Raw genomic sequence first — 24,077 nt, 5'->3', positions numbered from 1 at the left:
CCGCTGGTGCGCCCGCACCGCACATCGGGTTTGGGGCGCGTTTCGCACGTTCGGGGCGCGTCTCGTGCGCCCCGCACGCACGCCGTGCGCCCCAAACCCGTGGGCGCAGTGGGCGCTACCGCCCGCGGCAATCTCGACCCTCTCTGTTCGCCTGTCACGAGGTGCCGTCGCACCCGGCGGTTTGCGACAGGTGAGCAGGAGAGAGCTGGATGCTGCGGCCCGAGGCACGCTCAACCACCCAGGCCGTCCAGGGCGAGGTTGAGCTCGACGACGTTCACCCGCGGCTCGCCGAGGAACCCGAGGTCGCGGTGCTCGGTGTGCGCCTCGACGACCGATCGCACCTCGGACTCCGACAGGCCCCGCGCGGCCGCGACCCGAGGCACCTGCAGCAGCGCGTACGCGGGACTGATGTGGGGATCCAGCCCCGAGCCCGAGGCGGTCACCGCGTCGGCGGGCACCTGCGACGGGTCGACGCCCTCGAGCTCCGCGACCGCCGCCTTGCGCTCCTCGATCGCCGAGACGAGGTCGGGGTTCTCGGGGCCGAGGTTGGAGCCGCTCGACGCCCCGCCGTCGTACCCGTCTCCCGCGGCGGACGGACGCGACTGGAAGTACTGCGGAAGGGCCGCGCCCGAGGCATCCGTGAAGGACTGCCCGATGAGAGCCGACCCGACGGTCGTGCCCGCGGAGTTCTGCACGAGCGAGCCGTTGGCCTGCCACGGCAGGGCGAGCTGGCCGATGCCGGTGACGAGCAGGGTGTAGCCGACGCCGAGCACGAGGGTGAAGACGAGCATCGCGCGGACGGCGACGCCGGTCGTGCGGACGGTGGAGCGAGTGGACATGTGCGTCTCCAGAGGGCGGGTCAGAAGCCCGGGATGAGGCTCACGACGAGGTCGATGAGCTTGATGCCGATGAACGGGGCGATCACGCCGCCGAGCCCGTACACGAGCAGGTTGCGGCTGAGGATCTGCGACGCGCTCGCCGGTCGGTACTTCACGCCCCGCAGCGCGAGCGGGATGAGCACGACGATGATCACGGCGTTGAAGATGATCGCGCTCGTCACCGCCGACGCGGGCGACGACAACTGCATGACGTTGAGCGCCGCGAGGCCGGGGAACACCCCCATGAACATCGCGGGGATGATCGCGAAGTACTTCGCGATGTCGTTGGCCAGTGAGAACGTGGTGAGCGCGCCGCGCGTGATCAGCAGCTGTTTGCCGATGCGCACGATGTCGATGAGCTTCGTCGGGTCCGAATCGAGGTCGACCATGTTGCCGGCCTCCTTCGCGGCCGACGTACCCGTGTTCATCGCGACGCCGACATCGGCCTGCGCGAGCGCGGGGGCGTCGTTGGTGCCGTCGCCGGTCATCGCGACGAGGTTGCCGCCCTCCTGCTCCTTGCGGATCAGTGCGAGCTTGTCTTCGGGCATCGCCTCGGCGAGATAGTCGTCGACGCCCGCCTCCTTCGCGATCGCCGCGGCCGTCAGCGGGTTGTCGCCCGTGATCATGACCGTGCGGATGCCCATCGACCGCAGCTCGTCGAACCGTTCGCGCAGGCCGTCCTTGACGATGTCCTTGAGGTGGATCACCCCGAGCACCCGCCCCGTGCCGGAGGGATCGAGCTCGGCGACGACGAGCGGCGTGCCGCCCGACTGCGCGATGGCGTCGGTCTCGCTGGTGAGGTGTGCGCGCGACGACGCCGAGACTTCGGATCCGGATGCTGCGAGCCACGCGATCACGGCAGAGCCGGCGCCCTTGCGCACCTGCGTGCCGTCCGCGAGGTCGACGCCGCTCATGCGCGTCTGCGCCGTGAAGGGGACGACCGTCGATCCGGTCGGTTCGGAGACGTGGATGCTGCGCACCGCCGCCAGCTCGACCACGGAGACGCCCTCGGGCGTGGGGTCGGCGAGCGACGCCAGGGCCGCCGCCCGGGCCAGCTCGTCCTCGCCGATGCCCGGCATCGCGACGAAGTCCGAGGCGCGGCGGTTGCCGTACGTGATCGTGCCCGTCTTGTCGAGGAGCAGCGTCGTGACGTCGCCCGCGGCCTCGACGGCGCGCCCCGACATCGCCAGCACGTTGCGCTGCACGAGGCGGTCCATGCCGGCGATGCCGATCGCCGAGAGCAGGGCGCCGATGGTCGTCGGGATGAGGCACACGAGCAGCGCGACCAGCACCGGGATCGACACCGGCGACGCCGCGTACGAGGCGATCGGGTTGAGGGTCAGCACCACGATCACGAAGACGATCGACAGGCTCGCGAGCAGGATGTTGAGCGCGATCTCGTTGGGCGTCTTCTGCCGCGCGACGCCCTCGACGAGGGCGATCATGCGGTCGACGAACGTCTCGCCCGGCTTCGACGTGATGCGCACGACGATGCGGTCCGACAGCACGCGGGTGCCGCCGGTGACGGCCGAGCGATCGCCGCCTGACTCGCGCACCACCGGGGCGGACTCGCCCGTGATCGCCGATTCGTCGACGGTCGCGATGCCCGCGACGATGTCGCCGTCGCCCGGGATCAGCTCGCCGGCCGACACGATGACCACGTCACCGAGCTTCAGGTCGGACGAGGCGACTTCGACCGTCTCGGCGCGGGTGGCCGCAGCATCCATCGCTCCGTCGTAGGCGATGACGCGACGCGCCATGGTCGACGTGCGGGTCTTGCGCAGCGACGCGGCCTGGGCCTTGCCGCGGCCCTCGGCCACCGACTCGGCGAGGTTCGCGAAGAGCACGGTGAGCCACAGCCAGACGGCGATGCCCCAGGTGAAGCCGAAGGGCACGGCGGTGCCGCCCGACTGCTCGTGCCCGCCGAGGAACGGCTCGGCGATCGCGATCGCCGTGGTGAGGGCGGCGCCGACCCAGACCAGGAACATGACGGGGTTGCGCCACAGCGCCGCGGGGTTGAGCTTGCGCAGCGCTCCGGGGACGGCCGCCCACAGCTGAGCGGCGCTGAACGCGCGCGACGACGGCTTCGGAGGCTTCGGGGGGACGGCGCCCGCGACGGGGCCGGACTCCGGGATCAGGGTGGACGTGGACATGGTCAGACGAGCCCTTCCGCCAGGGGACCCAGCGTGAGAACGGGGAAGTAGGTGAGTGCGGTGATGACGACCGCGACGACGGCGAGGAGGCCGACGAACTGCGGGCGATGGGTGGGGAGGGTGCCGGCCGTCGAGGGCACCGGCTTCTGGGCGGCGAGCGAGCCGGCCAGGGCGAGCACCAGCACGATCGGCAGGAACCGCCCGAGCAGCATCGCCACGCCGAGCGCCGTGTTGAGCCACGGGGTGTTCGCGGTGAGCCCCGCGAACGCCGATCCGTTGTTGTTCGCGGCCGAGGTGAACGCGTAGAGCACCTCGCCGAGGCCGTGGACGCCGGGGTTCCAGATCGAGGTCGACTCCATGTCGGACCGGATCGCCGGGTTGCCGAAGCTCAGCGCCGTGCCCGCGAGCACGAGTGCGGGCGTCACGAGGATGTACAGGCTCGCCAGCTTGATCTGGGTCGGCCCGATCTTCTTGCCGAGGTACTCGGGCGTGCGTCCGACGAGGAGCCCGCCGACGAACACCGCGATGACGGCGAGCACAAGCATGCCGTAGAGGCCCGACCCGACGCCGCCGGGGGCGACCTCGCCGAGCATCATGTTGATCATCGGGATCATGCCGCCGAGCGCCGTGTACGAGTCGTGCATCGAGTTCACCGCGCCGGTGCTCGTGAGCGTCGTCGCGCCGGCGAAGAGCGTCGAGCCCCAGATGCCGAAGCGCGCCTCCTTGCCCTCCATCGCGGCGCCGGCGAGCTGGGGCGCGGTGCCGAGCCCGAGCGATTCGAGCCACGTCACGGCGGCGATCGACGCGACGGCGATCGTGCTCATCACGGCGAGGATCGCGTAGCCCTGACGGTCGTCGTGCACCATGCGGCCGAAGGCCCGCGGCAGCGCGACCGGGATCGCGAGGATCAGCAGGATCTCGAGCACATTCGACCACGGGGTCGGGTTCTCGAACGGGTGCGCGGAGTTCGCGTTGAAGAAGCCGCCGCCGTTCGTGCCGAGGAGCTTGATCGCCTCCTGCGAGGCGACCGGCCCGCCGGGGATCGACTGCGTGCCGCCCGCCACCGTGCCGACGTCGACGAACCCGTTGACGTTCTGCACCACGCCGGCGATGACGAGCGCGATCGCCGACACGACCGCCAGCGGCAGCAGCAGCCGCGTGAGCCCACGCGTGAGATCGACCCAGAAGTTGCCGATCGTCGCCGACCCGCGCCGCGCGAAGCCGCGCACGAGGGCGACAGCGACGGCGATGCCGACTGCTGCCGACACGAAGTTCTGCACGGCGAGTCCCGCGAGCTGCACGGTGTAGCCCATCGTCAGCTCGGGGGAGTACGACTGCCAGTTCGTGTTGGTCACGAACGACACCGCGGTGTTGAAGGCGAGTCCCTCGGGAACGGCGGGAAGGCCCAGCGAGTACGGCAGCACGGCCTGGAACCGCTGCAGCGCGTACACGAAGACCACGCCGACGGCCGAGAACACCAACACACCGCGCAGGTACGCCTGCCACGTCTGCTCTGACCTCGGGTCGACTCCGACGAGCCGGTACATGCCGCGCTCGACGCGCCAGTCCTTCTCGGCGGTGTACGTGCGGGCGATCCAGTCGCCGAGGGGCCGGTACAGGAGCGCGAGGATCAGCACGACCGTCGCGATCTGCAGCACGCCGGCCCACGGGGTGAAGGCGTCCATCAGAACCTCTCCGGCTTCACGAGGGCGACGACGAGGTAGACGATCGCGGCGAGGCCGAGGATCGCGCCGACGAGTGAGAAGACCATCACAGCTTCTCCACCGCCCTGGCGACGAGTCCGACGAGCGCGAACAGCGCGATCGTCACGGCGAGGTAGATGACATCGAGCACAGGGTCTCCCGGTAGGTCCGTTCAGGTGCGGATTCGATGCAACTCCGGGATGGATGCTGCGACCGCCGTCCTCACGGAATCCGAACGCCGCTCGCACCTACGCTCACGGGACCCTGACGTATGCGCCGGGTCCGGCCACGACAGATCCGGCTTCGTGTGGGAGTGGTCCCGGACGTCAGGCGGCCCCTGGCTCCTCGACGACGACCCCCGGGAGGTCTCCGAAGCGCGCCGCGGCATCGCGGCTGACGATCGTGCGCCCGGTCTCGGCCGCGTGCGCAGCGATGATGAGGTCGTATGCGCCACGACTGCGGCCCGCGCGGCGGGTGTGCGCCAGGAGACGGGCATGCTCCGCCGCTGTCGTGGCTGTGTAGTCGAGCACGTCGACGGCGCCGACGATCGCGTCGACGAGCCGCGCCCGCGCGGCGGCCTGTGCGACGGTCGCAGCCAGCTCGATCCCGACGCGGAACTCGGCGACGGACACGGCGGCGATGGCGAGTTCGTCCTCGTCGAAGCTGCTCTGGTCGACGAGGCCGCGCTCGAGCGCGATGAGAACGTTCGTGTCGAGGATCAGTCTTCGTGCCACGGGTCTCGCCAGTCATCGACAACGGTGTCCCGCGCGGCCGCAAGATCGGCCTCGAACGCGTCGTCGAGCGGCGGGAGGCCCTCCAATGCGAGGCGGAGATCACGGCCGGTGCGGCGGCGGGCGGGGCCGATCTCGGCGATCGGGCGGTTTCCGCGCGTGATGGTGATCGCCTCGCCCCGCTCCACCGCATCCAGGAGCGCCGAGAAGTTGCGGGACGCCTCGGTCGCCGACATCGTGCTCATACCTCGAGTCTAGATCTGATTATCAGATTCCGACAGGTGGGTGATCAGGCGCGGGCGGTGGCGTCCTCGAAGGCGACCCACGCGAGCATCGCGCACTTCACCCGCGCGGTGAACTTCGAGACGCCCGAGAGCGCTGCGGCGTCGCCGAAGACCTCTTCGTCGAGCGCGATCTCGCCACGCGAGCGCAGCGCTTCGCGGAAGCCTTCGACGAGAGCGGCTGCCTCGGCCCGAGGCATCCGTCCCTCCTCTTCGATCAGCGCGGCGAGCATCGATGCCGAGGCCTGCGAGATGGAGCAGCCGGCGCCGTCCCACGTCACCTCGTCGACGGTGGTGCCGTCGTCGGACAGGCGCACGCGGAGCGTGATCTCGTCGCCGCAGATCGGGTTGCGCTGGTACGACGACGCGACCCGGCCCCCCTCGGCGCCGAGGCCCTTGCCGTGCGGGCGCTTGGAGTGGTCGAGGATGAGCTCCTGGTAGAGCGATTCGAGGCCGCTCATGCGTCCGCTCCGAAGAACGCGCGCACGCCCGACAGCGCGTCGAGGAACACGTCGACGTCGTCGGCGGTGTTGTAGAGCTGCGTCGAGGCGCGCACCGAGGCGGTCAGCCCGAAGCGGCGGTGCAGCGGTTGCGCACAATGGTGCCCGACGCGCACGGCCACGCCGCGGGCGTCGAGGAACTGGCCGACGTCGTGTGCGTGCACGCCGTCGACGTCGAACGACCAGAGCCCCACGCGCTCGGCGTCGGGCGCATCGCCGAGCAGCCGCACGCCGGGGATTGCGCGCAGCCCCTCGCCCATGCGAGCTTCGAGCGCCTTCTCGTGCGCGTGCACCGCCCCCATGCCGACGCCGTCGAGGTAGCGCACCGCGGCCGCGAGCCCGATCGCCTGCGACACCGGCTGCGTGCCGGCCTCGAAGCGCTGCGGCGGCGGCAGGTACGACGCCTCGTCGAGGGTGACCGTGGTGATCATCGAGCCGCCGGTGAGGAACGGGGGCAGCGCCTCGAGCACGTCGGCGCGGCCGTAGAGGCCTCCGACGCCGTAGGGTCCGAGCATCTTGTGGCCCGAGAACACCGCGAGGTCGACGCCCAGCGCGGGGAAATCGAGCGGCAGGTGCGGCGCGGACTGGCACGCATCGAGCACGGTCACAGCGCCGACCGCCTGCGCGAGCGCGACGAGCTCGGCGACCGGGTTCACGATGCCCAGCACGTTCGAGACATGAGTGAAGGCCACGACACGCGTGCGCTCGCCGATGAGGGCGGCCGCAGCATCCATGTCCAGGTTCCCGTCGTCACCGACCGGGATGTGACGCAGCACCGCGCCGGTGCGGGCGGCCAGCTCCTGCCAGGGGATGAGGTTGGCGTGGTGCTCGGTCTCGGTGATGACGATCTCGTCGCCGGGCACGAGCGCGAAGCGCGCGCTCGCCGGAGCGCCGCGGCCGGCCGACGCGTTGCCGATCGCGTAGGCGACGAGGTTGAGGCCGGCGGTGGCGCCGCTCGTCCACACCAGCTGCTCGGGGCGTGCGCCGACGAAGCCGGCGACGGCCGTGCGGGCGTCCTCGAAGAGCTCGGTCGCCTCGGCCGCGAGGGTGTGCGCGCCGCGATGCACGGCGGAGTTGGCACGCGTGAGGAAGTCGACCTCGGCGTCGATGACGGCCTGCGGCTTCTGGCTGGTCGCGCCCGAGTCGAGGTACACCAGGCGCTCGCCGTTCACGCGCTCGCCGAGCAGCGGGAAGTCGGCGCGCAGCGCGGCGGCGTCGAGGGGCACGGCCGAAGCGGGTGCGGTTGCGGGAGAACTCACCTATCCAGGCTACGCGGGATGCTGCGACCCGGCGCCGGGCGCTTTCCGGGGGGTGGCGCCCGACGCCGGTGTCAGGACTTAGTCGAGACTGTCGTGTCGGGCGCTCCGGCCTTCTCGGGCGGCCCGGCGGGGCGCACCGCGCGACGGCCGACGCGGTGCACTTCGGGGGCCGTGACGCGCCCTGCCCGCTCGTCGCCGGGCAGGACGCGCGACCGGCGTCCGTAGATGAGCTCGGACGAGTCCAGGAGCCACGGCACGAGGGTGATCGAGACGCCGTGCACGAGCATCAGCTGCTGCGCGATGCGGCGGGCGCGGCGGTTGTGCAGGATCGACTCCCACCAGTGCCCCACGATGTACTGCGGCAGGTAGACGGTGACCACCGACGAGCCGTGCTCCTCGCGGTACTTCTTGACGAACTCGGCGATCGGGCTGGCGTACATGCGGTACGGCGACTCGATGATCTTGAGCGGGATCGGCATGCGGTGCTGACGCCACTCCTCCTCGAGGGACGCGGCATCCTCCTTCGTCACCGACACGTGCACCGCGAACGTCTTGTCGTGCTTGGCGGCCAGCGCGTAGTCGACGGCCTTCACGACGGGCTTCTGCAGACGGTTCACGAGGATCAGCGCGACATCGCCCGTCGAGCCGAAGTGCGTCTGATCGTCCATCTCGATCTCGTGCTCGACGTCGCGGTAGTAGCGGTGCACGCCCACCATCAGGAACGACAGGATCGGGATCGCGAGGAACACCAGCCACGCGCCGTGCGTGAACTTCGTGATTGTCACGATGACCAGGACGGATGCCGTCATCGTGGCGCCGAGGGAATTGATGACGAGTCCCTTGCGCAGGCCGAAGAGCTCGGTGCGGGCCGAGGCGCTGCGCCGCGCATCGGCGGGGAGTTCGCGGATGCCCCGGATCCCCCGCATCCAATGCCGGATCATGCCGATCTGGCCGATCGTGAACGAGACGAAGACGCCGATGATGTACAGCTGGATCAGGTTCGTGAGGTTGGCCTGGTAGACGATCAGCACGCCGATCGCGATGAGGCCGAGGATGATCATGCCGTTCGAGTAGACGAGCCGGTCGCCGCGCGTATTGAGCGCCTTGGGCGCGTAGCCGTCGCGCGCGAGCACCGAGCCGAGCAGCGGGAAGCCGTTGAACGCCGTGTTCGCGGCGAGCAGCAGCACGACCGCCGTCGCCGCCTGGATGACGAAGAACGGGATCGAGTTCATGCCGAACACGGCCGACGACACCTGCGCCATGAGGCTCGGCTGCGGGTTGGAGCAGTCGAAGCCGACGAGGTCGCACGGGTTCTCGGCGTAGTGCACGCCCGAGACCAGGGCGATCGCGGTGAGCCCGGCGAAGAGCAGGATCGCGATGCCGCCCATCATCGCGAGCGTGGTCTGGGCGTTGCGCACCTTGGGCTTGCGGAACGCCTGCACGCCGTTCGACACCGCCTCGACGCCGGTCAGCGCCGAACAGCCGCTCGAGAACGCGCGCAGCACCAGCAGGATGACCGCGGCCTGGGTGAGGCTCTCGGTCTGCACCGCGTACTGGGCGCTCGAGGCGACCGGCGGGTTGCCGGTCACGATCTGGAAGATGCCGACGACGATCATGACGCCGACCGACCCGATGAAGACGTAGGTGGGGATCGCGAAGGCCCGCGAGGCCTCGCGCACGCCACGGAGGTTGACGACGACGATCAGGATGACGAAGCCGACCGCCAGCTCGACGCGCCACGGGTTCAGTCCCGGCAGCGCCGAGATGATGTTGTCGACGCCCGAGGCGACCGACACCGCCACGGTCAGCACGTAGTCCACGAGCAGCGCCGACGCCACGATGACGCCGGGGATCTCGCCGAGGTTCTTGCGGGCGACCTCGTAGTCGCCACCGCCGGACGGGTACGCCTTGATGAGCTGGCGGTAGCTGACCACCACGACGATCAGCAGCACGATGACGGCGGCCGCGATCCACGGGGCGAAAGCGAGGAACGCGAGACCGCCGGTGAGGAGGATGAGCAGCAGCTCCTGCGGGGCGTACGCGACGGACGAGAGCGCGTCCGAGGCGAAGATCGGCAGCGCCATCTTCTTCGGCAGCAGATGCTCATCGGAGTCGGTAGACGCGAGCGGGTCGCCGAGGATGAGACGCTTCGCCATCGGCGTCTCGTCGACCGACTGCTCGCGGCTTTCGTTCGTCACGGCCGGAACGCTACTCGTGAGGAGAACGTGAGGACGCATCCGGGCGGGCATCCTCACGAAATCCATACGGGTGCCCCTCTGGGACACTCGTAGCGTGGACGAGCAGATCATCCTCGGCGTGCTCGCGATCACCCTCGGGGTGGTCGTGGGGGTGCTGCTGTTCGTCCCCTTCGTCGCGCTCAGCTACCGCCGCCGCGGCGGTTTCGGCGTCGGCCGTTTCGTGCTGTGGGGCGCCGCGCTCATCTACGTGATGGCGATCTGGACCTACACGCTGCTGCCCCTGCCCGACCCCGACACGATCGCGTGCGCGGGCGTGAACGTCGACGTGACGGCGCTCGCCGACGAGGTGCGCGCAGCGATCGCACGACGCGGCAGCGCCTTCGCGACGGACCCCGCGGTGCTGCAGCTGCTGCTGAATGTGCTGCTGTTCGTGCCGCTCGGCTTCTTCCTCCGGGTGCTGGGCGGCCGCGGCGTGGTGTTCGCGGTGGTCGTGGGCCTGGGGCTCTCGGGCTTCGTCGAGGTCACGCAGTTCACCGGCGTCTGGGGGCTCTACCCGTGCGCCTATCGCGTGTTCGACGTCGATGACCTGCTCACGAACACCCTGGGCGCCGCGCTCGGCTCGCTGCTCGCGCTTGCCGTGCCGCGCCGCCACCGCGGGTCGCCGCGTCTTCCCGGCGCCGACCTGCCGCAGCCGGTGACACCGGGTCGGCGCCTGCTCGGCATGCTGTGCGACGGGCTCGCGGCGTGGGTGCTGACGCTCACCGTCGTCGTCGTGGTGCAGCTGGTGCTGTACCTCCTCGGCGCCGGCGCGGCGGTGCGCGACGGGGCGGCGGCGAACCTCATCGGCTCGGCCGTGCCGATCGCCGTGTGGCTCGTCGTGACGCTCGCGACCGGAGGCACGATCGGCGACCACGCCGTGCAGCTGCGCTTCACCGGCGGCCCGCTCCCCGTCGGCCTCGCGCGCTTCCTCCGCTTCATCACGGGCATCGGCGGCTACCTCGTGCTGAACGCCCTCCCCGGCGCCTGGACCTTCGTCGCGACGGTCTTCGCAGTGGTGTCGATCGTGCTGGTCTTCACGACCGAGGGCCGTCGCGGCGTCCCCGGGCTGGCGTCCGGCCAGCGACTCGCCGATGCGCGGGAGCTGGAGGAACCGGATGCTGCGCCCCCGGGCTCTGCGACGGCTCCCGGCCGGTGAGCCCGTGCCGCGGACCCCTGTGGTGGCGCGCCGCCCGGGAGTAGAATCCGGCTGATCACCGCCTGGGGTCGTCACCGTCGACGAGCTGCGGGGATCGGGGGTGCGATATGGCCACGAGACTGCCCTCCTCCGGAGCGATGCCAGAGGGGCAGGAGCCGGGCTGCGACACGTCCGGCCTGATCCTGGTGCACCGGATCTTCCGGTGGCTCTACCGCGAACTGCCCGAGCTCGTGCGCGGCGTCCCGCCTGGCGACCTCGAGCGCGCCGCGGTCGTCGGCCGGTACGCGCATCTCGACTTCTACGCGCTGCACATGCATCACCACACCGAAGACGTCGCGCTGTGGGACAAGCTGGTCGCGCGCGACCCCGGCTGCGCGCTGCACGTCGATCAGATGCGCGCGCAGCACGCGGAGGTCGCCGCGCAGCTCGCCCGGATCGAGCCGCAGCTCGAGCCGTGGCTGGCGACGGCGGACCCCGCCATCGGCGATCCGTTCGCCGCCGACATCGAGCACCTCCGCGACACCCTCATCGCCCACCTCGGGCACGAGGAGGACGACATCCTGCCGGTCGCCGGCGCCGTGCTGTCCCAGCAGGAGTGGGACTGGATGGAGGAGCACACCCGCGCGGAGCTGATGGCCCACCGCAAGGAGCTCGGCAAAGACATCATGTCGCTCCAGCTCGGCCTGCTCATCGCGAGCGTGCCCGAGGGCGAGCGCGACGAGTGGATGCGCGCGAACGTCCCCGCACCGATCCGGCTGCTGTATGCGCTGCTCATGAAGCGGCAGTACGACAGGGCGATGCGCGAGCTCTACCCCGGCCGCCCGGTTCCCGCGATGGTGTGACGGCCATGTGGAGACGCGTGACGCTGGACGTGCATCTCGATCATCCGCCCGCTCGCGTGTTCCCGTACTTCGCCGATCCCGGCACCTGGCACGAGTGGGCGCCCGCGGTGGAACTGCGGCAGCGCGTCGGCGACGGACCCGCGAGCGTGGGCAGCCGCTGGACGGCGGTCGACCACATCGTCGGCCCGTTCCGCGTCCGCTTCCAGGACGTGCTCGAGGTCATCGAGCCCGACGAACGGGTCGTGTGGCACTCCACCGCGCCGTGGAACTCGCGCGTCGAGTACGCCTGCACCGCCGACGGCGGCGGCACCCGGGTCCACGCCGATTACGGGGGCGACGTCGCCGGCTGGCTGCGACTGGTCGCTCTGCTGCCCACCTTTGTGCTGGCCCGCATCCTGATGCGCGACTTCACCGGCCTGCAGCGGCTGCTCGACGGCGAAGACGCCCGCGTGGCACTCGTCGCCGACCCTGCACAGCAATGAGGGGGACGGATGCTGCGGGCCGCAGCATCCGTCATCCGTCTACGCCGTCGGCTCGGCGAGGAACTCGCGCGCGGCGACCACGAGCGCGTCGACGCCGCGGCTGAGCGTGGGCTGCAGCACCGGAGCGAAGAAGGGCGAGTGGTTGGTCGGGATGTCGCGATCGACCGTGCCGGCCGCCGTGGCTTCGGCGAACTTCACGGGATCGACGCCGCCCCAGAACCAGAACACGAGCGGCACGCCGGCCTCGCGGGCGAACCACGAGACGTCCTCGCTGCCCGTGAACATGCCGGGGTCGATGACCGTGCCGTCGCCGAAGGCGCCGTCGAACGCGGCGGTCAGGCGGGCGGTCGCCTCGGCGTCGTTGATCGTCGGGGGGAGCGTGTGGTCGGTGACGATGACCGGCGGCTCCTCGGCGCCCGAGGCCTGCGCCTCGGCGCGCACGATGCGCTCGACCTTCTCGAGCACGCGCGCGCGGGCCTCGTCGTCGGGGTAGCGCAGGCTCAGCTCGAGCTTGGCCTCAGCGGGGATGATGTTGTTCTTGAGCCCCGCGTGGATCGAGCCGACGGTCACGACCGCGACGTCGCGGGGGTCGGTCTCGCGCGACACGACAGTCTGCAGGCGCATGACGGTGGCCGCCGCCATGACGACCGGGTCGATCGTCGCCTGCGGGCGCGAACCGTGGCCGCCGCGGCCGAGCAGCGTGACCGTGAGACCGTCGGAGGCCGCCATCTGCGTGCCGCTGCGGACGCCGATGGTGCCTGCCGGCAGCGGGGTGACGTGCTGGCCGAGCACGATGTCGGGCTTCGGGAACCGGTCGAGCACGCCGTCGGCGATCATCGCCTGCGAGCCCGCGCCGTACTCCTCGGCGGGCTGGAAGACGGCGACGATCGTGCCCGACCACTCGTCTTTCGTGGCGACGAGGCGCTCGAGCGCCCCGAGCAGCGCGGTGACGTGCATGTCGTGGCCGCAGGCGTGCATCACCGGCACGTCGTTGCCGGCCGGGTCGGTGCCGCGGGCCGTGCTCGCATACTCGAGGCCGGTCTGCTCGGGCACCGGCAGGGCGTCCATGTCGGCACGGAGCCACACCACGGGGCCTTCGCCGTTGCGGATCACGCCGGCGACGCCGGTCTTGCCGATCCCCTCCTCGAACTCGACGCCGAGCCCGGTCAGGTGCTGCGCGATCACCCCCGCCGTGCGGGTCTCCTGGAAGGACAGCTCCGGATGCCGGTGCAGATCGACGTAGATCGCTTCGAGGTCGAGGGTCATGCCGTCGAGCCTAGGGGTCTACTGCGGAAGGCGGGCGGTCGAGCCCCGCACGATGAGCTCGAACGGCAGTTCACCGGGGCGGTGCGTCGGGGCCTCGGCATCCGTCGATTCCAGTGCTTCGAGGATCGCGTCGGCGGCCCGCTCGCCCTGACCGAGGGGGAACTGGTCGACCGTGGTGAGGCGGAAGAACTCGCCGAGCTCGTGACCGTCGATGCCGATGACCGAGAGGTCCTCGGGCACGCGGTAGCCGAGCTCGCGCGCGGCGAGCAGCGCCCCGATCGCCATCTCGTCCGAGGCCGCGAAGATGGCCGTCGGCCGGCTGCCGGGCTTGCCCAGCAGCTGCTTCGCGGCGCGGAACCCGCCCTCGATCGTGAAGTCGGCGGGCTCGAACAGCGACGGGCTGACCTCGATGCCCGCGTCGGCCAGCGCCTGCTCGAAGCCCTGCCGGCGCTGCGTGGGGATGTGGAAGTCGATGTCGAACTCGGGGCTCGCGCCGATGTGCGCGATCCGCCGATGGCCGAGCGCGAGCAGGTGCTCGGTGGCCAGCCGCGCCACGGCGACATCGTCGACGGTGAGGGTCGTGAGCAGCGGATTGGGCCCGCCGATCGCGATCACCGGCAGGTCGAGCTCGACGAGCCGCTCGGTCTCCTCCTGCCCGAGCTCGAGCGAGATCGCGATGACCCCGTCGACCCGCTGGCGGCGCAGGAAGGTGTCGAAGACGTCGTGCCGCTCGCCCCGGTCGGCGGTGAGGCTGTACAGCGTGATGTCGTACCCGCGGCGCATCAGCGCCGAGGCGATGCCGCTCAGCACCGTCGAGAAGAACCAGCGGTCGAGGAACGGCACCAGCACGCCGATGTTGCGCGTGCGCCCCGAGGCGAGGCTCGACGCCGACGCCGACACGACGTAGCCGAGGCTCTTCGCGGCCTCCTCGACCTTCGCCTTCGCGCCGGCCGAGACGTGGCCGCGCCCGCTCAGCGCGCGCGAGACGGTCGCGGTCGAGACGCCCGCCGCGCGGGCGACCTCGTCGATGCTGACCACGTCGTCACCTGGCTTTCGAAGGAGAGTGGATGCTGCGGCTCAGACCGTTTCGAGCCAGACCGTCGTGTCGCCCGGCAGCTTCCCCTCCGCGACCGGACCGCTCGACGCGATCACGATACCGCCCGGAAGCGCGATCGGCGTGGAACCGGTGTTCGCGATCACCGTGACATTCCCGTTGCGGAATGCGACAGCATCCGTTCCGTATCCGTCGATCCACTCCAGCGAGCCGGCACCGAGCGACCGCGCGCGGCGCTCGGCGAGGAGCGTGCGGTACAGCTCGAGCGTCGAGTCCTCGACGCCGGACTGCGCGTCACGGGCGAGCGTCGCCCACTCGGCCGGCTGGGGCAGCCACGACGCACCGGTCGCGTTGAACCCGTAGGCCGGGGCATCCGCGTTCCACGGGATCGGCACGCGGCAGCCGTCGCGACCGTACCGCTCGCCGTTCGTGCGGAACCAGGTCGGGTCCTGACGGGCGTCGCCCGGGATGTCGATGACCTCGGGAAGGCCCAGCTCCTCGCCCTGATAGAGGTACGCCGAGCCCGGCAGGGCGAGCATGAGCGTCGTCGCGGCGCGGGCGCGGGCGAGGCCCACCTCGCGGATCGGCTGGCCGGGGGAGTCCGGGCCGATGCCGTGACCCTGCGGGTTCTCAGCCGTGAGCGCGAGACGCGACGCGTGGCGCACCACGTCGTGGTTCGACAGCACCCACGTCGAGGGCGCGCCGACGCCCGGGAAGGCGGCGAGCGAGACGTCGATGACCTTGCGGAGGTCGGCGGCGTCCCACTTCGTCTCGAGGTACGGGAAGTTGAAGGCCTGGTGCATCTCGTCGTGACGCACCCACTCGGCGGTGCGCTCGGCGGTCGGCAGCCATGCCTCGGCCGCCAGCGCGCGGTGGCCCTCGTACTCCTCGAGGATCTTGCGCCAGTCGCGGTACACCTCGTGCACGGCGTCCTGTCCCCAGTACGGCACATTCTCGGCTTCGCCGCCCATGGAGCCGGCCTCGGGGTCCGGGATGTAGTCAGGCAGGCCCTCGGCCTTCACCAGGCCGTGGGCGACGTCGACGCGGAAGCCGTCGACACCGCGGTCGAGCCAGAAGCGCAGGATGCGGCGGAACTCCTCGCGCACCTGGGCGTTCGACCAGTCGAAGTCGGGCTGCGACGAGTCGAAGAGGTGCAGGTACCACTGGCCGGGCTCACCGTCTGCCTCGACCACGCGCGTCCATGCCGGCCCGCCGAAGACGGACTCCCAGTTGTTCGGGGGCAGCTCGCCGTGCTCGCCCTTGCCGTCGCGGAACATGTAGCGCGCGCGCTCGGCACTGTGGGGAGCCGCGGCGAGGGCCTGCTGGAACCACTCGTGCTGGTCGGACGAGTGGTTCGGGACGAGATCGACGATGACACGGATGCTGCGCCCGTGCGCCGCCGCCAGCATGTCGTCGAAGTCGGCCAGGGTGCCGAACAGCGGGTCGACGTCGCAGTAGTCGCTGACGTCGTAGCCGGCGTCCTTCTGGGGCGAGCGCTGGAACGGGCTCAGCCAGATGGCGTCGATGCCGAGGTCGGCGAGATCGTCGAGGTGCGACGTGATGCCCGGCAGGTCGCCGATGCCGTCGCCTGATGCGTCCGCGAACGAACGGGGGTAGATCTGGTAGATGACGGCGGTGCGCCACCACTCGCCGCCAACAGCGGTGAGGAACGCGTCCGTGCGCTCGACGGTCTCTGCGGAAGTCATCCGGCCAGCATACTGCAAGCGCTTACAGTTCGATCGTCCGGTGTCATTCTTCCCACCACGGCGGCGTCGGCGGGTATCAGCGGCTGACGGCGCGCGCTCCTCGTCAGGGTCAGAGTCCATCGATCCGGAGGTGCAGCAATGAGCTCTCCCGAAATGCCGGGCGGCCCCGGCGAAGAGACGCCGGACGGCCCCGCCGCCCTGCGCCTGATCTACGAGTACGAGGGCGGCGAAGTCCGCCTCGTCAGTCAGCAGCGCGTCGATGTCGCGGTCTCGGGGTTCGATCTCGACGAGGCGCCGACGGCCGACCACGTCGAGGTCCGCGACGCCGACGGCGCCCCGCTGTCGCGGGTGCGCGTGCGCGATGCGCTGCCCGAGTCGCTGGAGGTCTTCGGCGAGCCGGGCGAGGCGATCACGCGCGTGCCCGACACCGTCCAGCGCGGAGCCTTCACCGTGGTGGTGCCGGCGCCGACCGCGGCGGCGCGGGTCGTGCTCCAGCGCCCCGGCACCGAGGCGCCCCCTGGCGAGCGGGGGGTCGAGTCCGTCGAGCCGATCGTCCTCTCGGACGACGCGATCGAGGAGACGGGGCGATGACCACCGCCGACGGCGCCGTCATCGGCACGACGCAGATCCACGGGAACGCGCCGCGCAACCGCGCCTTCAACATCGTGCTGCTGGGCGACGGATTCACCGCGGCCCAGCAGGGCGCGTTCGATTCCGCGGCCACGGCCTTCGTGAACGCGCTCTTCGCCACGAACCCGTTCAGCGACCTGCGGCCGGTGATCAACGTCTTCCGGGTGAACGTCCGCTCGACCGACAGCGGCGCCGACGACCCGGCGGCCGCGGGCGGCACGGGCGCGACGGCGCGGACCTACTTCGACGCGACGTTCGGAGGCGGAGGCATCCGTCGCCTGCTCCTCGCGAACAACACCACGGTCCTCACGACGGCGGCCGCGCAGGTGCCGGAGTTCACGCTCGCGCTGCTCGTCGTGAACTCGACTGTCTACGGCGGAGCGGGCGGATCGATCGGCACCTACTCGCTCGCGGGCGGGGCGACCGAGATCGCCATCCACGAGGCGGGCCACACCGCCTTCGGCCTGGCCGACGAGTACCCGTACTGGGCGGGAGGGAACGAACCGGATCGGCAGCACCATCCGGCGGTGGAGCCCGGCGAGCCGAACGTGACGATCAACACCGACCGGAACACGCTCAAGTGGCGCTGGGCGGTCGCGGCGAACACCCCCATCCCGACGCAGACCAACCCCGACCCGGCGGTCGAGGACTACTCGCCGAGCCCGGTCGCCGCGGGGACGGTCGGGACGTTCGAGGGTGCGCACTACTACCACGCGGGCGCGTATCGCCCGGAGTGGAACTGCAAGATGCGCAACCTCGGCGTCGAGTTCTGCGCCGTCTGCAAGGCGGTGATCTGGAACAGGTTCCGCCCGCTGATGAACCAGCAGGTGCGCGCGAGCGCGGTGATGTCGGTGGTGGCGCGCTACCCCGAGCACCTCGACGTGTTCGCGGTCGCCCCCGACGGTCGCTGCGTGTCGAACTGGTGGGACGCGGGCTCGGGCTGGGCCGGATGGTTCTCGCTCATGGGCGGGGTCGCCGCTCCCGGCGGCGCGGGGTCGCCGATCACGGCCATCTCGCGCTTCGACCGGCACCTCGACCTGTTCACCGTGGGCACCGACAACCGCGTGTACTCGGCGTGGTGGGATGCCTCCTCGGGGTGGTCGAGCTGGTTCGTGCTGGGCAGCATCCGGTGCCGACCCGGCTCGGTCGTCACGGCCCTGTCGCGGTACACCGACCAGATCGATCTCTTCACCACCGACGAGCGCGGTCGCACGATGACGCTCTGGTGGAACGGCGGGGGAGGCTGGGCCCGCGACTGGGTGCACCTGGGCGGAGGCGTGGCCGCGAACGGCGCGCCGGTCACCGCGGTCGCCCGCCGTCCGCACCACCTCGACATCTTCACTGTCGGGACCGACAACCGGGTGTACTCGGCGTGGTGGGACCAGCGCTCCGGCTGGTCGGGGTGGTTCCCCATCAACGGCATCACGTGCCGACCCGACTCGACGGTCACGGTCGTGGCGCGTCATCCGGATCAGCTGGACCTGTTCACCACCGACAGCCAGGGACGCATCATGTCGACCTGGTGGAACGTCAACGGCGGATGGGCCCGCGGCTGGTTCCAGGTGTCGGGCGGCGTCGCCTCTCCGGGGTCCGACGTCACCGCCATCGCCCGCTACGACAACCACCTGGACCTGTTCGTCATCGGCACCGACAACCGCGTGTACTCCACGTGGTGGCACGAGGGCGGCAACTGGGCCGGCTGGTTCAACGTGTCGGGAGGAGTCGGCAAGCCCGGCGGCCAGGTCGCGGCCCTCAGCCGCGTCGCCGAGCAGATCGACGTGTTCGTCACCGGCAGCGACGGGCTGGCCTACAGCACGTGGTGGAACGGAGCCGGCGGCTGGGCCGGCTGGTTCCAGCTCGGGATCACCTGACCCGCGGGGAACGGATGCCGCCGCCGACGCGATCGACGGCGGCATCCGTCGTGCGGACCCGGCGTAGGGTGGGCGGGTGCTTTCTGAAGCCCTCACGCGCGCCGAATCCCTCATCCGCACGATCCCCGACTACCCCGAGCCGGGCGTGCAGTTCCGCGACATCACGCCTCTGCTGGCGGATGCCTCGGCCCTGCGCACGGTCATCCACGCGATGATCGCCCCGTTCGAGGGGTCGTTCGACGTCGTCGCCGGGGTCGAGGCGCGCGGGTTCCTGCTCGCGGGCGCCGTCGCGATGGAGGCCGGCGTGGGCCTGGTGCCGATCCGCAAGGCCGGCAAGCTGCCTCTGCCCGCAGCATCCGTCTCCTACGCGCTCGAGTACGGCACCGCCACGATCGAGGCGCACGACGACATCGTCTCGGGCACCCGGGTGCTGCTCGTCGACGACGTGCTCGCGACCGGCGGCACGCTCGTCGCGGCGCACGAGCTCGTGCAGACGCTGGGCGGCGTGGTGGTGGGCACCGCGGTGCTGATGGAGCTCGAGGCCCTCGGCGGCCGCGCGATCGTCGGCGACGTGCACACGGTCTTCACCGCCTGACGACCGCTCGGCGCGTCAGCCGTCGGTGCGCGGTCCCGGGATGGTGTCCTGCGGACCGGTGCGCGGCCCGAAGTGCGGGATCGGCGCCGGGCGCTCGGCACGGGGCGGCCGTGGCGGCTCGGGCGCGGTCGGAAGCGTCGCGTCGCCCTCGAACGCCTTCAGCGGATCCTTGCGGCTCGCATGCCGGGGGAAGCGCCGGCCGGTCACCGAGTTCGCCACGACCTTCATCACGAAGAACTTCGCAGTCGGGCTCCACGACGCGAGCTGCCGCACGCCGCTGTCGCGGATCTCGTCGTCGCGGGTCACGCGCTCGGCCTTGCCGCGGATCACGACGCTCCAGTAGTGGTCGTCGTCGCCGGTCGCGCCGTCGACCTCGAACGCCACCATCGGGTGCTGCGCGATGTGGAGGAGCTTCGCGTCCCGCGCGGTGCGGATGTACAGCGCGCCCTCGTGCGCGACGTAGTTGACCGGGAAGATGTCGGGCGCACCGTCGGCGTTGTCGACCGCGAGCCGGCCGAGCTCGGCGCTCTGCAGGTACTCCCAGCACGCCGAGGCGGCAAGCCGCTCCACCCTCGGCGAGGGGTCGGCGCTCGGGGAGCCGTTCGGGGCATCCTTCGGGGAATCGTTCGGGGAATCGTTCATCGCGCACCAGGTCCGTCCCTTCCGGTCTACCCCAGAGCGGCGGAGAACAGAAGGGGGCGCGGGCTCAGCCGCCGAGCACGACGTTGAGCGGGGGCTCGCCGGCGGCGAGGCGCTCGATCTGCGTGCGGACGAGCTTCGCGACCCGCGGCCGCATCGCGCTCGACGCGCCGCCGACGTGCGGGGCGATGAGCACGCCGGGCAGGCCCCACAGCGCGTGGCCCGCGGGGAGGGGCTCGGGGTCGGTCACGTCGAGAGCCGCGCGGATGCGACCCCGGCGCACGTGGTCGACGAGGGCGTCCGTGTCGACGAGGGTGCCGCGGCCGACGTTGACGATGAGCGCGCCGTCGGGCAGCGCCGACAGGAACGCGTCGTCGACGATGCCCTGGGTGGCCGCGCCGCCGGGGAGCGTGAGGACCACGATCTCGGCCTGGGGGAGGAGCCCCGGCAGCTCGTCGATGCCGTGCACGGCGACGCCGTCCTCGTCGCGGGCGTGCGATGCCACCGCGGTGAGCTCGACCTCGAAGGGCTCGAGCCGCGCCGCGACAGCCTTGCCGACGCCGCCGTAGCCGAGCAGCAGCACGCGCCGGTCGGCGAGGCTCTGGGTGAACACCGGGGCCCAGCGGCCGGCGGCGGTGTCGACGGCGAACGCGTCGAGGCGCCGCTGGGCCGCGATGGCGAGGCCCACGGCGAGCTCGGCGGTCGAGGTCTCGTGCACCGACGCGGCGTTGGCGAAGACGAGCCCCTCGGGCAGGATGTCGGCGACGCCGTCGTAGCCGATCGACTGGCTCTGCACGAGCCCGACCTCGATGCCCTCGAGGCGCTGGAGGACGCGCGCCATCGACATGTAGGGCGGCACCACCATGTCGAACCGTTCGCGGGGGGCCGCGGCATCCATCGGCCACACCACCAGCTCGACGCCATCGGGCAGAGCGCCGAGATCGGCGGCGAGCTCTGCGGTGGGGACGCTGACGACGAGATTCCGGATGCCACTGCTCACCCGCTCCACGCTACCGGCGCGGTGCGACACCGGTGTCGCCGGGCGGCGCTACGCTCGCGTCGAGCGGCGGCCGCGGCTTATGCGGCGCCCGGGCGGAGGAGGCGGACGTGGTTCCCGAGATCAACTACTGGGCCGTGCTGATCGCGACGGCGTCGAGCATGGTCGTCGGCTCGATCTGGTACACGCCGAAGGTGTTCGGCACGCGGTGGGCGAAGCTCGCGAAGGTCGACATGGACCGGCCGGCCGCGACCGCCGTCGTGCCCATCGTCGTGACCGTGATCGTCAGCTTTGTGACCGCGTGGGTGCTGGCGGGCGCCTCGTCGATTGCGTGGCACTTCTACGGCGGCAGCTACCTGTGGGCGGCGCTGCTCACCGGCGTGATCCTGTGGGCGGGCTTCACGGCGGCGCGCTTCATCACGCACGACGCGTTCGAGGGCCGGCCGTCGTCGCTGACCGTGATGAACATCTCGCACGAGCTCGTGACCATCGTCGTGATGGCGCTGATCATCGGCCTGTGGCCGCCCGCGGGAACGGTCTAGAAGCGGATCCGGATGCTGCGGCTCAGGCCGCGGCGCCCACGACGGCCGCGATGGCCGAGGTGAAGAACGACAGGCCGTCGACGCCCGAGCGCATCGCGGCCACAGTGTCGGGACCGAAGCCGGGCTCGACGGCGTGCTCGGGGTGCGGCATGAGGCCCACGACGTTGCCGCGCTCGTTCGTGAGGCCGGCGATGTCGCGGAGCGAGCCGTTCGGGTTCACGCCGAGGTAGCGGAAGGCGACCAGGCCCTCGCCCTCGAGGCGGTCGAGCTCGGACTCCGAGGCGATGTAGCCGCCGTCGGCGTTCTTCAGCGGGATGACGATCTCCTGGCCGGAGGCGAAATCGCTGGTCCACGCGGTGTCGTTGTTCTCGACGCGCAGCTTCTGGTCGCGGCGGACGAACTGCTGGTGCGCGTTGCGGATCAGGCCGCCCGGCAGCAGGTGCGCCTCGACGAGCATCTGGAAGCCGTTGCAGATGCCGAGGACCGGCATGCCCTTGGCCGCGGCATCCTTCACCTCCGCCATGATCGGCGCGAGAGCGGCGATGGCTCCGGCGCGCAGGTAGTCGCCGTAGCTGAAGCCGCCGGGGAGGACGAGCGCGTCGACGCCGTCGAGGTCGTGCGAGCCGTGCCAGAGGGCGACGGCCTCGCCGCCCGCGATCTCGATCGCGCGCTGCGCGTCGCGGTCGTCGAGCGAACCCGGGAAGGTGATGACCCCGATGCGGGCGGTCATTCCGTGACCTCGATGCCGACGACGTCCTCGATCACGGAGTTCGAGAGGATCTCGTCGGCGATGCGGCGGGCCTCCGCGAGCACCTCGTCGGTGACCTCGCCGTCGACGGTGAGCTCGAACCGCTTGCCGATGCGCACCGCGCTGAAGTCGGAGACGCCGAGGCGGGCGAAGGCGCCTGAGACGGCCTTCCCCTGCGGGTCCAGAAGCTCGGCCTTGGGCATGACGTCGACGACGATGGTGGGCATGTGACAGCTCCGGATGTCGCGGGCAGGGGTCCCCTCCAGTCTACGGGCCCGTGCGCGCGAGGTTTCCCCGGGCGTCCGAACCGCCCGTGACGCAACCGTGACCAAGCCGTGGGAGCGCTCCCTTGACTTCGTGGGAGCGATCCCATAGCGTTGCGTCTCGATCGATGGGAACGCTCCCACGATCGCTCAACACGGCACGGTTCCCCCGGGCCGGTCCTGCAACACACACGACCCTGACAACACAAAGGAGTGACAGTGAACGCACGCGCCTTCCGCAGAAGCGCTGTGGCAATCGCCGCATTCTCGGCTTCGGCCATCGTCCTCGCCGGCTGCGCCGGTGGTGGCGACGACGCCGGCAGCTCGGACGAGCAGATCACGCTCACCGTGGCCACCTTCAACGACTTCGGGTACACCGATGAGCTCTTCCAGGAATACATGGACGAGAACCCGAACGTGAAGATCGTCCACAACAAGGCAGCGACGTCGAACGACGCCCGCGCCAACTACTTCCAGAAGCTCGGCAAGAAGGGCCTCGCCGACATCGAGGCGATCGAGGTCGACTGGCTGCCCGAGGTCATGAAGTACTCCGACCTGCTCGCGCCGGTCCCGGCCGATCTGACGGACCGCTGGCTCGACTGGAAGACCGCGGCGGCGACCGACGCCGACGGCAACCTCATCGGCTACGGCACCGACATCGGCCCCGAGGGCGTCTGCTACCGCTCCGACCTGTTCGCTGCGGCCGGTCTGCCGACCGACCGCGACGAGGTCGCCGCCCTCCTCGAGGGTGACTGGGCGAAGTACTTCGAGGTCGGCGACCAGTACGTGGCCGCGACCGGCAAGGCGTTCTTCGACTCGGCCGGTGGCACCTACCAGGGCATGATCAACCAGGTCGAGGCCGCCTACGAGGACCCGAAGACCGGTGACATCATCGCCACCGAGAACCCTGAAGTCCAGGACATCTACGACCAGGTCACCGCCGCCAGCGCCACGCAGTCGGCTCACCTCGGCCAGTGGTCGGACGACTGGTTCGCCGGTCTGTCGGACGGCGCCTTCGCCACGATGCTCTGCCCGGGCTGGATGCTCGGCGTGATCTCGGGCAACGCGCCCGACACCACCACGTGGGACATCGCCAACGTGTTCCCGAACGGCGGCGGCAACTGGGGCGGCTCGTACCTGACCGTTCCCGCGAACGGCGCTCACGTCGAGGCCGCGCAGGCGCTCGCCGACTGGCTGACCGCTCCCGAGCAGCAGATCAAGGCGTTCGAGGGTGCCGGCACGTTCCCGAGCCAGGTCGAGGCCCTCGAGTCCGAGACCCTGCTGAGCTCGACGAACGAGTACTTCAACAACGCGCCGGTGGGTCAGATCCTCACCGACCGTGCCAACGCGGTCACCGTCGCGCCGTTCAAGGGCGAGTACTACTTCCAGATCAACGACGCGATGCAGAAGGCTCTGACGCGCGTCGAAGACGGAACGCAGGATGCACCGGCGTCGTGGGACCAGTGGGTCTCCGAGGTCGACGCGATCGGCTGATGATCCAGGATGCCGGGGGCGCGCCTGAGCGGCCCCCGGCATCCCCCTGA

The 24,077-nt window shown here is 70.9% G+C and carries 24 protein-coding genes; 8 read left to right on the top strand and 16 right to left on the bottom strand.

What is annotated here, in order from left to right; genetic code table 11:
- Positions 1–230 precede the first annotated feature (230 nt).
- The 9 genes from kdpC to ACFC1I_RS06475 form a co-directional block, all read right to left on the bottom strand.
- Entirely contained in the window at positions 231–839 is a 609-nt protein-coding gene (kdpC, locus tag ACFC1I_RS06515; RefSeq protein ID WP_376007186.1) for a K(+)-transporting ATPase subunit C, read from the bottom strand.
- Positions 840–859: 20 nt separating this feature from the next.
- On the bottom strand, positions 860–3,031 hold the full coding sequence (gene kdpB, locus ACFC1I_RS06510; RefSeq protein WP_376007184.1) for a potassium-transporting ATPase subunit KdpB: 2,172 nt from the start codon (positions 3,029–3,031) through the stop codon (positions 860–862).
- A 2-nt stretch (positions 3,032–3,033) separates the two neighbouring features.
- Positions 3,034–4,716 (bottom strand): potassium-transporting ATPase subunit KdpA, encoded by a 1,683-nt coding sequence (gene kdpA / locus ACFC1I_RS06505; RefSeq protein WP_376007181.1) that lies wholly within the window; start codon positions 4,714–4,716, stop codon positions 3,034–3,036.
- Positions 4,716–4,802 carry a potassium-transporting ATPase subunit F gene (locus tag ACFC1I_RS06500; protein WP_376008011.1) on the bottom strand — a complete coding sequence of 29 codons (87 nt, stop codon included), beginning with the start codon at positions 4,800–4,802 and terminating at the stop codon, positions 4,716–4,718. The genes kdpA and ACFC1I_RS06500 overlap by 1 nt, the downstream gene beginning before the upstream one ends.
- Before the next feature lie 258 nt (positions 4,803–5,060).
- A complete protein-coding gene (locus ACFC1I_RS06495) occupies positions 5,061–5,468 on the bottom strand; it encodes a type II toxin-antitoxin system VapC family toxin (RefSeq protein ID WP_376007179.1) in 408 nt (135 codons plus the stop codon).
- Positions 5,453–5,710 carry a type II toxin-antitoxin system Phd/YefM family antitoxin gene (locus ACFC1I_RS06490; protein ID WP_376007177.1) on the bottom strand — a complete coding sequence of 86 codons (258 nt, stop codon included), beginning with the start codon at positions 5,708–5,710 and terminating at the stop codon, positions 5,453–5,455. Before ACFC1I_RS06490 ends, ACFC1I_RS06495 begins: the two co-directional genes overlap by 16 nt.
- 44 nt (positions 5,711–5,754) lie before the next feature.
- Positions 5,755–6,207, bottom strand: a complete 453-nt coding sequence (sufU, locus tag ACFC1I_RS06485; protein ID WP_376007175.1) for a Fe-S cluster assembly sulfur transfer protein SufU — start codon at positions 6,205–6,207, stop codon at positions 5,755–5,757.
- Complete coding sequence (locus ACFC1I_RS06480; RefSeq protein ID WP_376007174.1) at positions 6,204–7,505, bottom strand: SufS family cysteine desulfurase; 1,302 nt, start codon at positions 7,503–7,505, stop codon at positions 6,204–6,206. Before ACFC1I_RS06480 ends, sufU begins: the two co-directional genes overlap by 4 nt.
- Before the next feature lie 71 nt (positions 7,506–7,576).
- A complete protein-coding gene (locus tag ACFC1I_RS06475) occupies positions 7,577–9,661 on the bottom strand; it encodes an APC family permease (protein ID WP_376008009.1) in 2,085 nt (694 codons plus the stop codon).
- Positions 9,662–9,797: 136 nt separating this feature from the next.
- On the opposite strand from ACFC1I_RS06475, the gene ACFC1I_RS06470 reads away from it, so the two are divergent.
- From ACFC1I_RS06470 to ACFC1I_RS06460, 3 genes are all read left to right on the top strand, one after another.
- A complete protein-coding gene (locus tag ACFC1I_RS06470; RefSeq protein WP_376007172.1) occupies positions 9,798–10,898 on the top strand; it encodes a VanZ family protein in 1,101 nt (366 codons plus the stop codon).
- Positions 10,899–11,005: 107 nt separating this feature from the next.
- Positions 11,006–11,740 (top strand): hemerythrin domain-containing protein, encoded by a 735-nt coding sequence (locus tag ACFC1I_RS06465; RefSeq protein ID WP_376007170.1) that lies wholly within the window; start codon positions 11,006–11,008, stop codon positions 11,738–11,740.
- 17 nt (positions 11,741–11,757) lie between these two features.
- The gene (locus ACFC1I_RS06460) at positions 11,758–12,222 is read left to right on the top strand and encodes an SRPBCC family protein (protein ID WP_376007168.1); all 465 of its coding nucleotides are present in this window, start codon (positions 11,758–11,760) and stop codon (positions 12,220–12,222) included.
- Positions 12,223–12,261: 39 nt separating this feature from the next.
- Here ACFC1I_RS06460 and ACFC1I_RS06455 read toward each other — a convergent pair whose 3' ends face one another.
- From ACFC1I_RS06455 to ACFC1I_RS06445, 3 genes are read right to left on the bottom strand one after another with little or no spacing between them, the layout of a single operon-like run.
- On the bottom strand, positions 12,262–13,488 hold the full coding sequence (locus ACFC1I_RS06455) for an amidohydrolase (RefSeq protein WP_376007166.1): 1,227 nt from the start codon (positions 13,486–13,488) through the stop codon (positions 12,262–12,264).
- An 18-nt stretch (positions 13,489–13,506) separates the two neighbouring features.
- Entirely contained in the window at positions 13,507–14,526 is a 1,020-nt protein-coding gene (locus ACFC1I_RS06450) for a LacI family DNA-binding transcriptional regulator (protein WP_376007164.1), read from the bottom strand.
- A gap of 39 nt (positions 14,527–14,565) precedes the next feature.
- On the bottom strand, positions 14,566–16,248 hold the full coding sequence (locus tag ACFC1I_RS06445; RefSeq protein ID WP_376007162.1) for a glycoside hydrolase family 13 protein: 1,683 nt from the start codon (positions 16,246–16,248) through the stop codon (positions 14,566–14,568).
- A 138-nt stretch (positions 16,249–16,386) separates the two neighbouring features.
- On the opposite strand from ACFC1I_RS06445, the gene ACFC1I_RS06440 reads away from it, so the two are divergent.
- The 3 genes from ACFC1I_RS06440 (at position 16,387) to ACFC1I_RS06430 (ending at position 19,344) form a co-directional block, all read left to right on the top strand.
- Positions 16,387–16,839, top strand: a complete 453-nt coding sequence (locus ACFC1I_RS06440) for a hypothetical protein (protein ID WP_376007160.1) — start codon at positions 16,387–16,389, stop codon at positions 16,837–16,839.
- A complete protein-coding gene (locus tag ACFC1I_RS06435) occupies positions 16,836–18,749 on the top strand; it encodes a M64 family metallopeptidase (protein WP_376007158.1) in 1,914 nt (637 codons plus the stop codon). Before ACFC1I_RS06440 ends, ACFC1I_RS06435 begins: the two co-directional genes overlap by 4 nt.
- Positions 18,750–18,825: 76 nt before the next feature.
- Entirely contained in the window at positions 18,826–19,344 is a 519-nt protein-coding gene (locus ACFC1I_RS06430) for an adenine phosphoribosyltransferase (RefSeq protein WP_376007156.1), read from the top strand.
- Between the two features lie 15 nt (positions 19,345–19,359).
- Here ACFC1I_RS06430 and ACFC1I_RS06425 read toward each other — a convergent pair whose 3' ends face one another.
- A complete protein-coding gene (locus tag ACFC1I_RS06425) occupies positions 19,360–19,986 on the bottom strand; it encodes a pyridoxamine 5'-phosphate oxidase family protein (protein WP_376007154.1) in 627 nt (208 codons plus the stop codon).
- 64 nt (positions 19,987–20,050) lie between these two features.
- Positions 20,051–20,983, bottom strand: coding sequence for a 2-hydroxyacid dehydrogenase (locus ACFC1I_RS06420; RefSeq protein WP_376007152.1), 933 nt, complete (start codon positions 20,981–20,983; stop codon positions 20,051–20,053).
- A 107-nt stretch (positions 20,984–21,090) separates the two neighbouring features.
- On the opposite strand from ACFC1I_RS06420, the gene ACFC1I_RS06415 reads away from it, so the two are divergent.
- Entirely contained in the window at positions 21,091–21,522 is a 432-nt protein-coding gene (locus ACFC1I_RS06415) for a DUF1761 domain-containing protein (protein WP_376007150.1), read from the top strand.
- Positions 21,523–21,544: 22 nt separating this feature from the next.
- On the opposite strand, the gene purQ is transcribed toward ACFC1I_RS06415, so the two are convergent.
- Both purQ and purS read right to left on the bottom strand, forming a co-directional pair.
- The gene (gene purQ, locus ACFC1I_RS06410) at positions 21,545–22,252 is read right to left on the bottom strand and encodes a phosphoribosylformylglycinamidine synthase subunit PurQ (protein WP_376007148.1); all 708 of its coding nucleotides are present in this window, start codon (positions 22,250–22,252) and stop codon (positions 21,545–21,547) included.
- Positions 22,249–22,497, bottom strand: coding sequence for a phosphoribosylformylglycinamidine synthase subunit PurS (gene purS, locus ACFC1I_RS06405; RefSeq protein ID WP_376007146.1), 249 nt, complete (start codon positions 22,495–22,497; stop codon positions 22,249–22,251). The genes purQ and purS overlap by 4 nt, the downstream gene beginning before the upstream one ends.
- Positions 22,498–22,752: 255 nt before the next feature.
- On the opposite strand from purS, the gene ACFC1I_RS06400 reads away from it, so the two are divergent.
- Positions 22,753–24,027: an ABC transporter substrate-binding protein gene (locus ACFC1I_RS06400; RefSeq protein ID WP_376007144.1), complete on the top strand. Its 1,275-nt coding sequence runs from the start codon at positions 22,753–22,755 to the stop codon at positions 24,025–24,027.
- The last annotated feature ends 50 nt before the right edge of the window (positions 24,028–24,077 follow it).

The organism is Microbacterium sp. NPDC056044 (assembly GCF_042267145.1).
In the GTDB taxonomy this organism is placed as follows: Bacteria; Actinomycetota; Actinomycetes; order Actinomycetales; family Microbacteriaceae; genus Microbacterium.
Note: the sequence above shows the minus strand (reverse complement) of the source record. Positions and strands in the feature narration are given on the sequence as shown.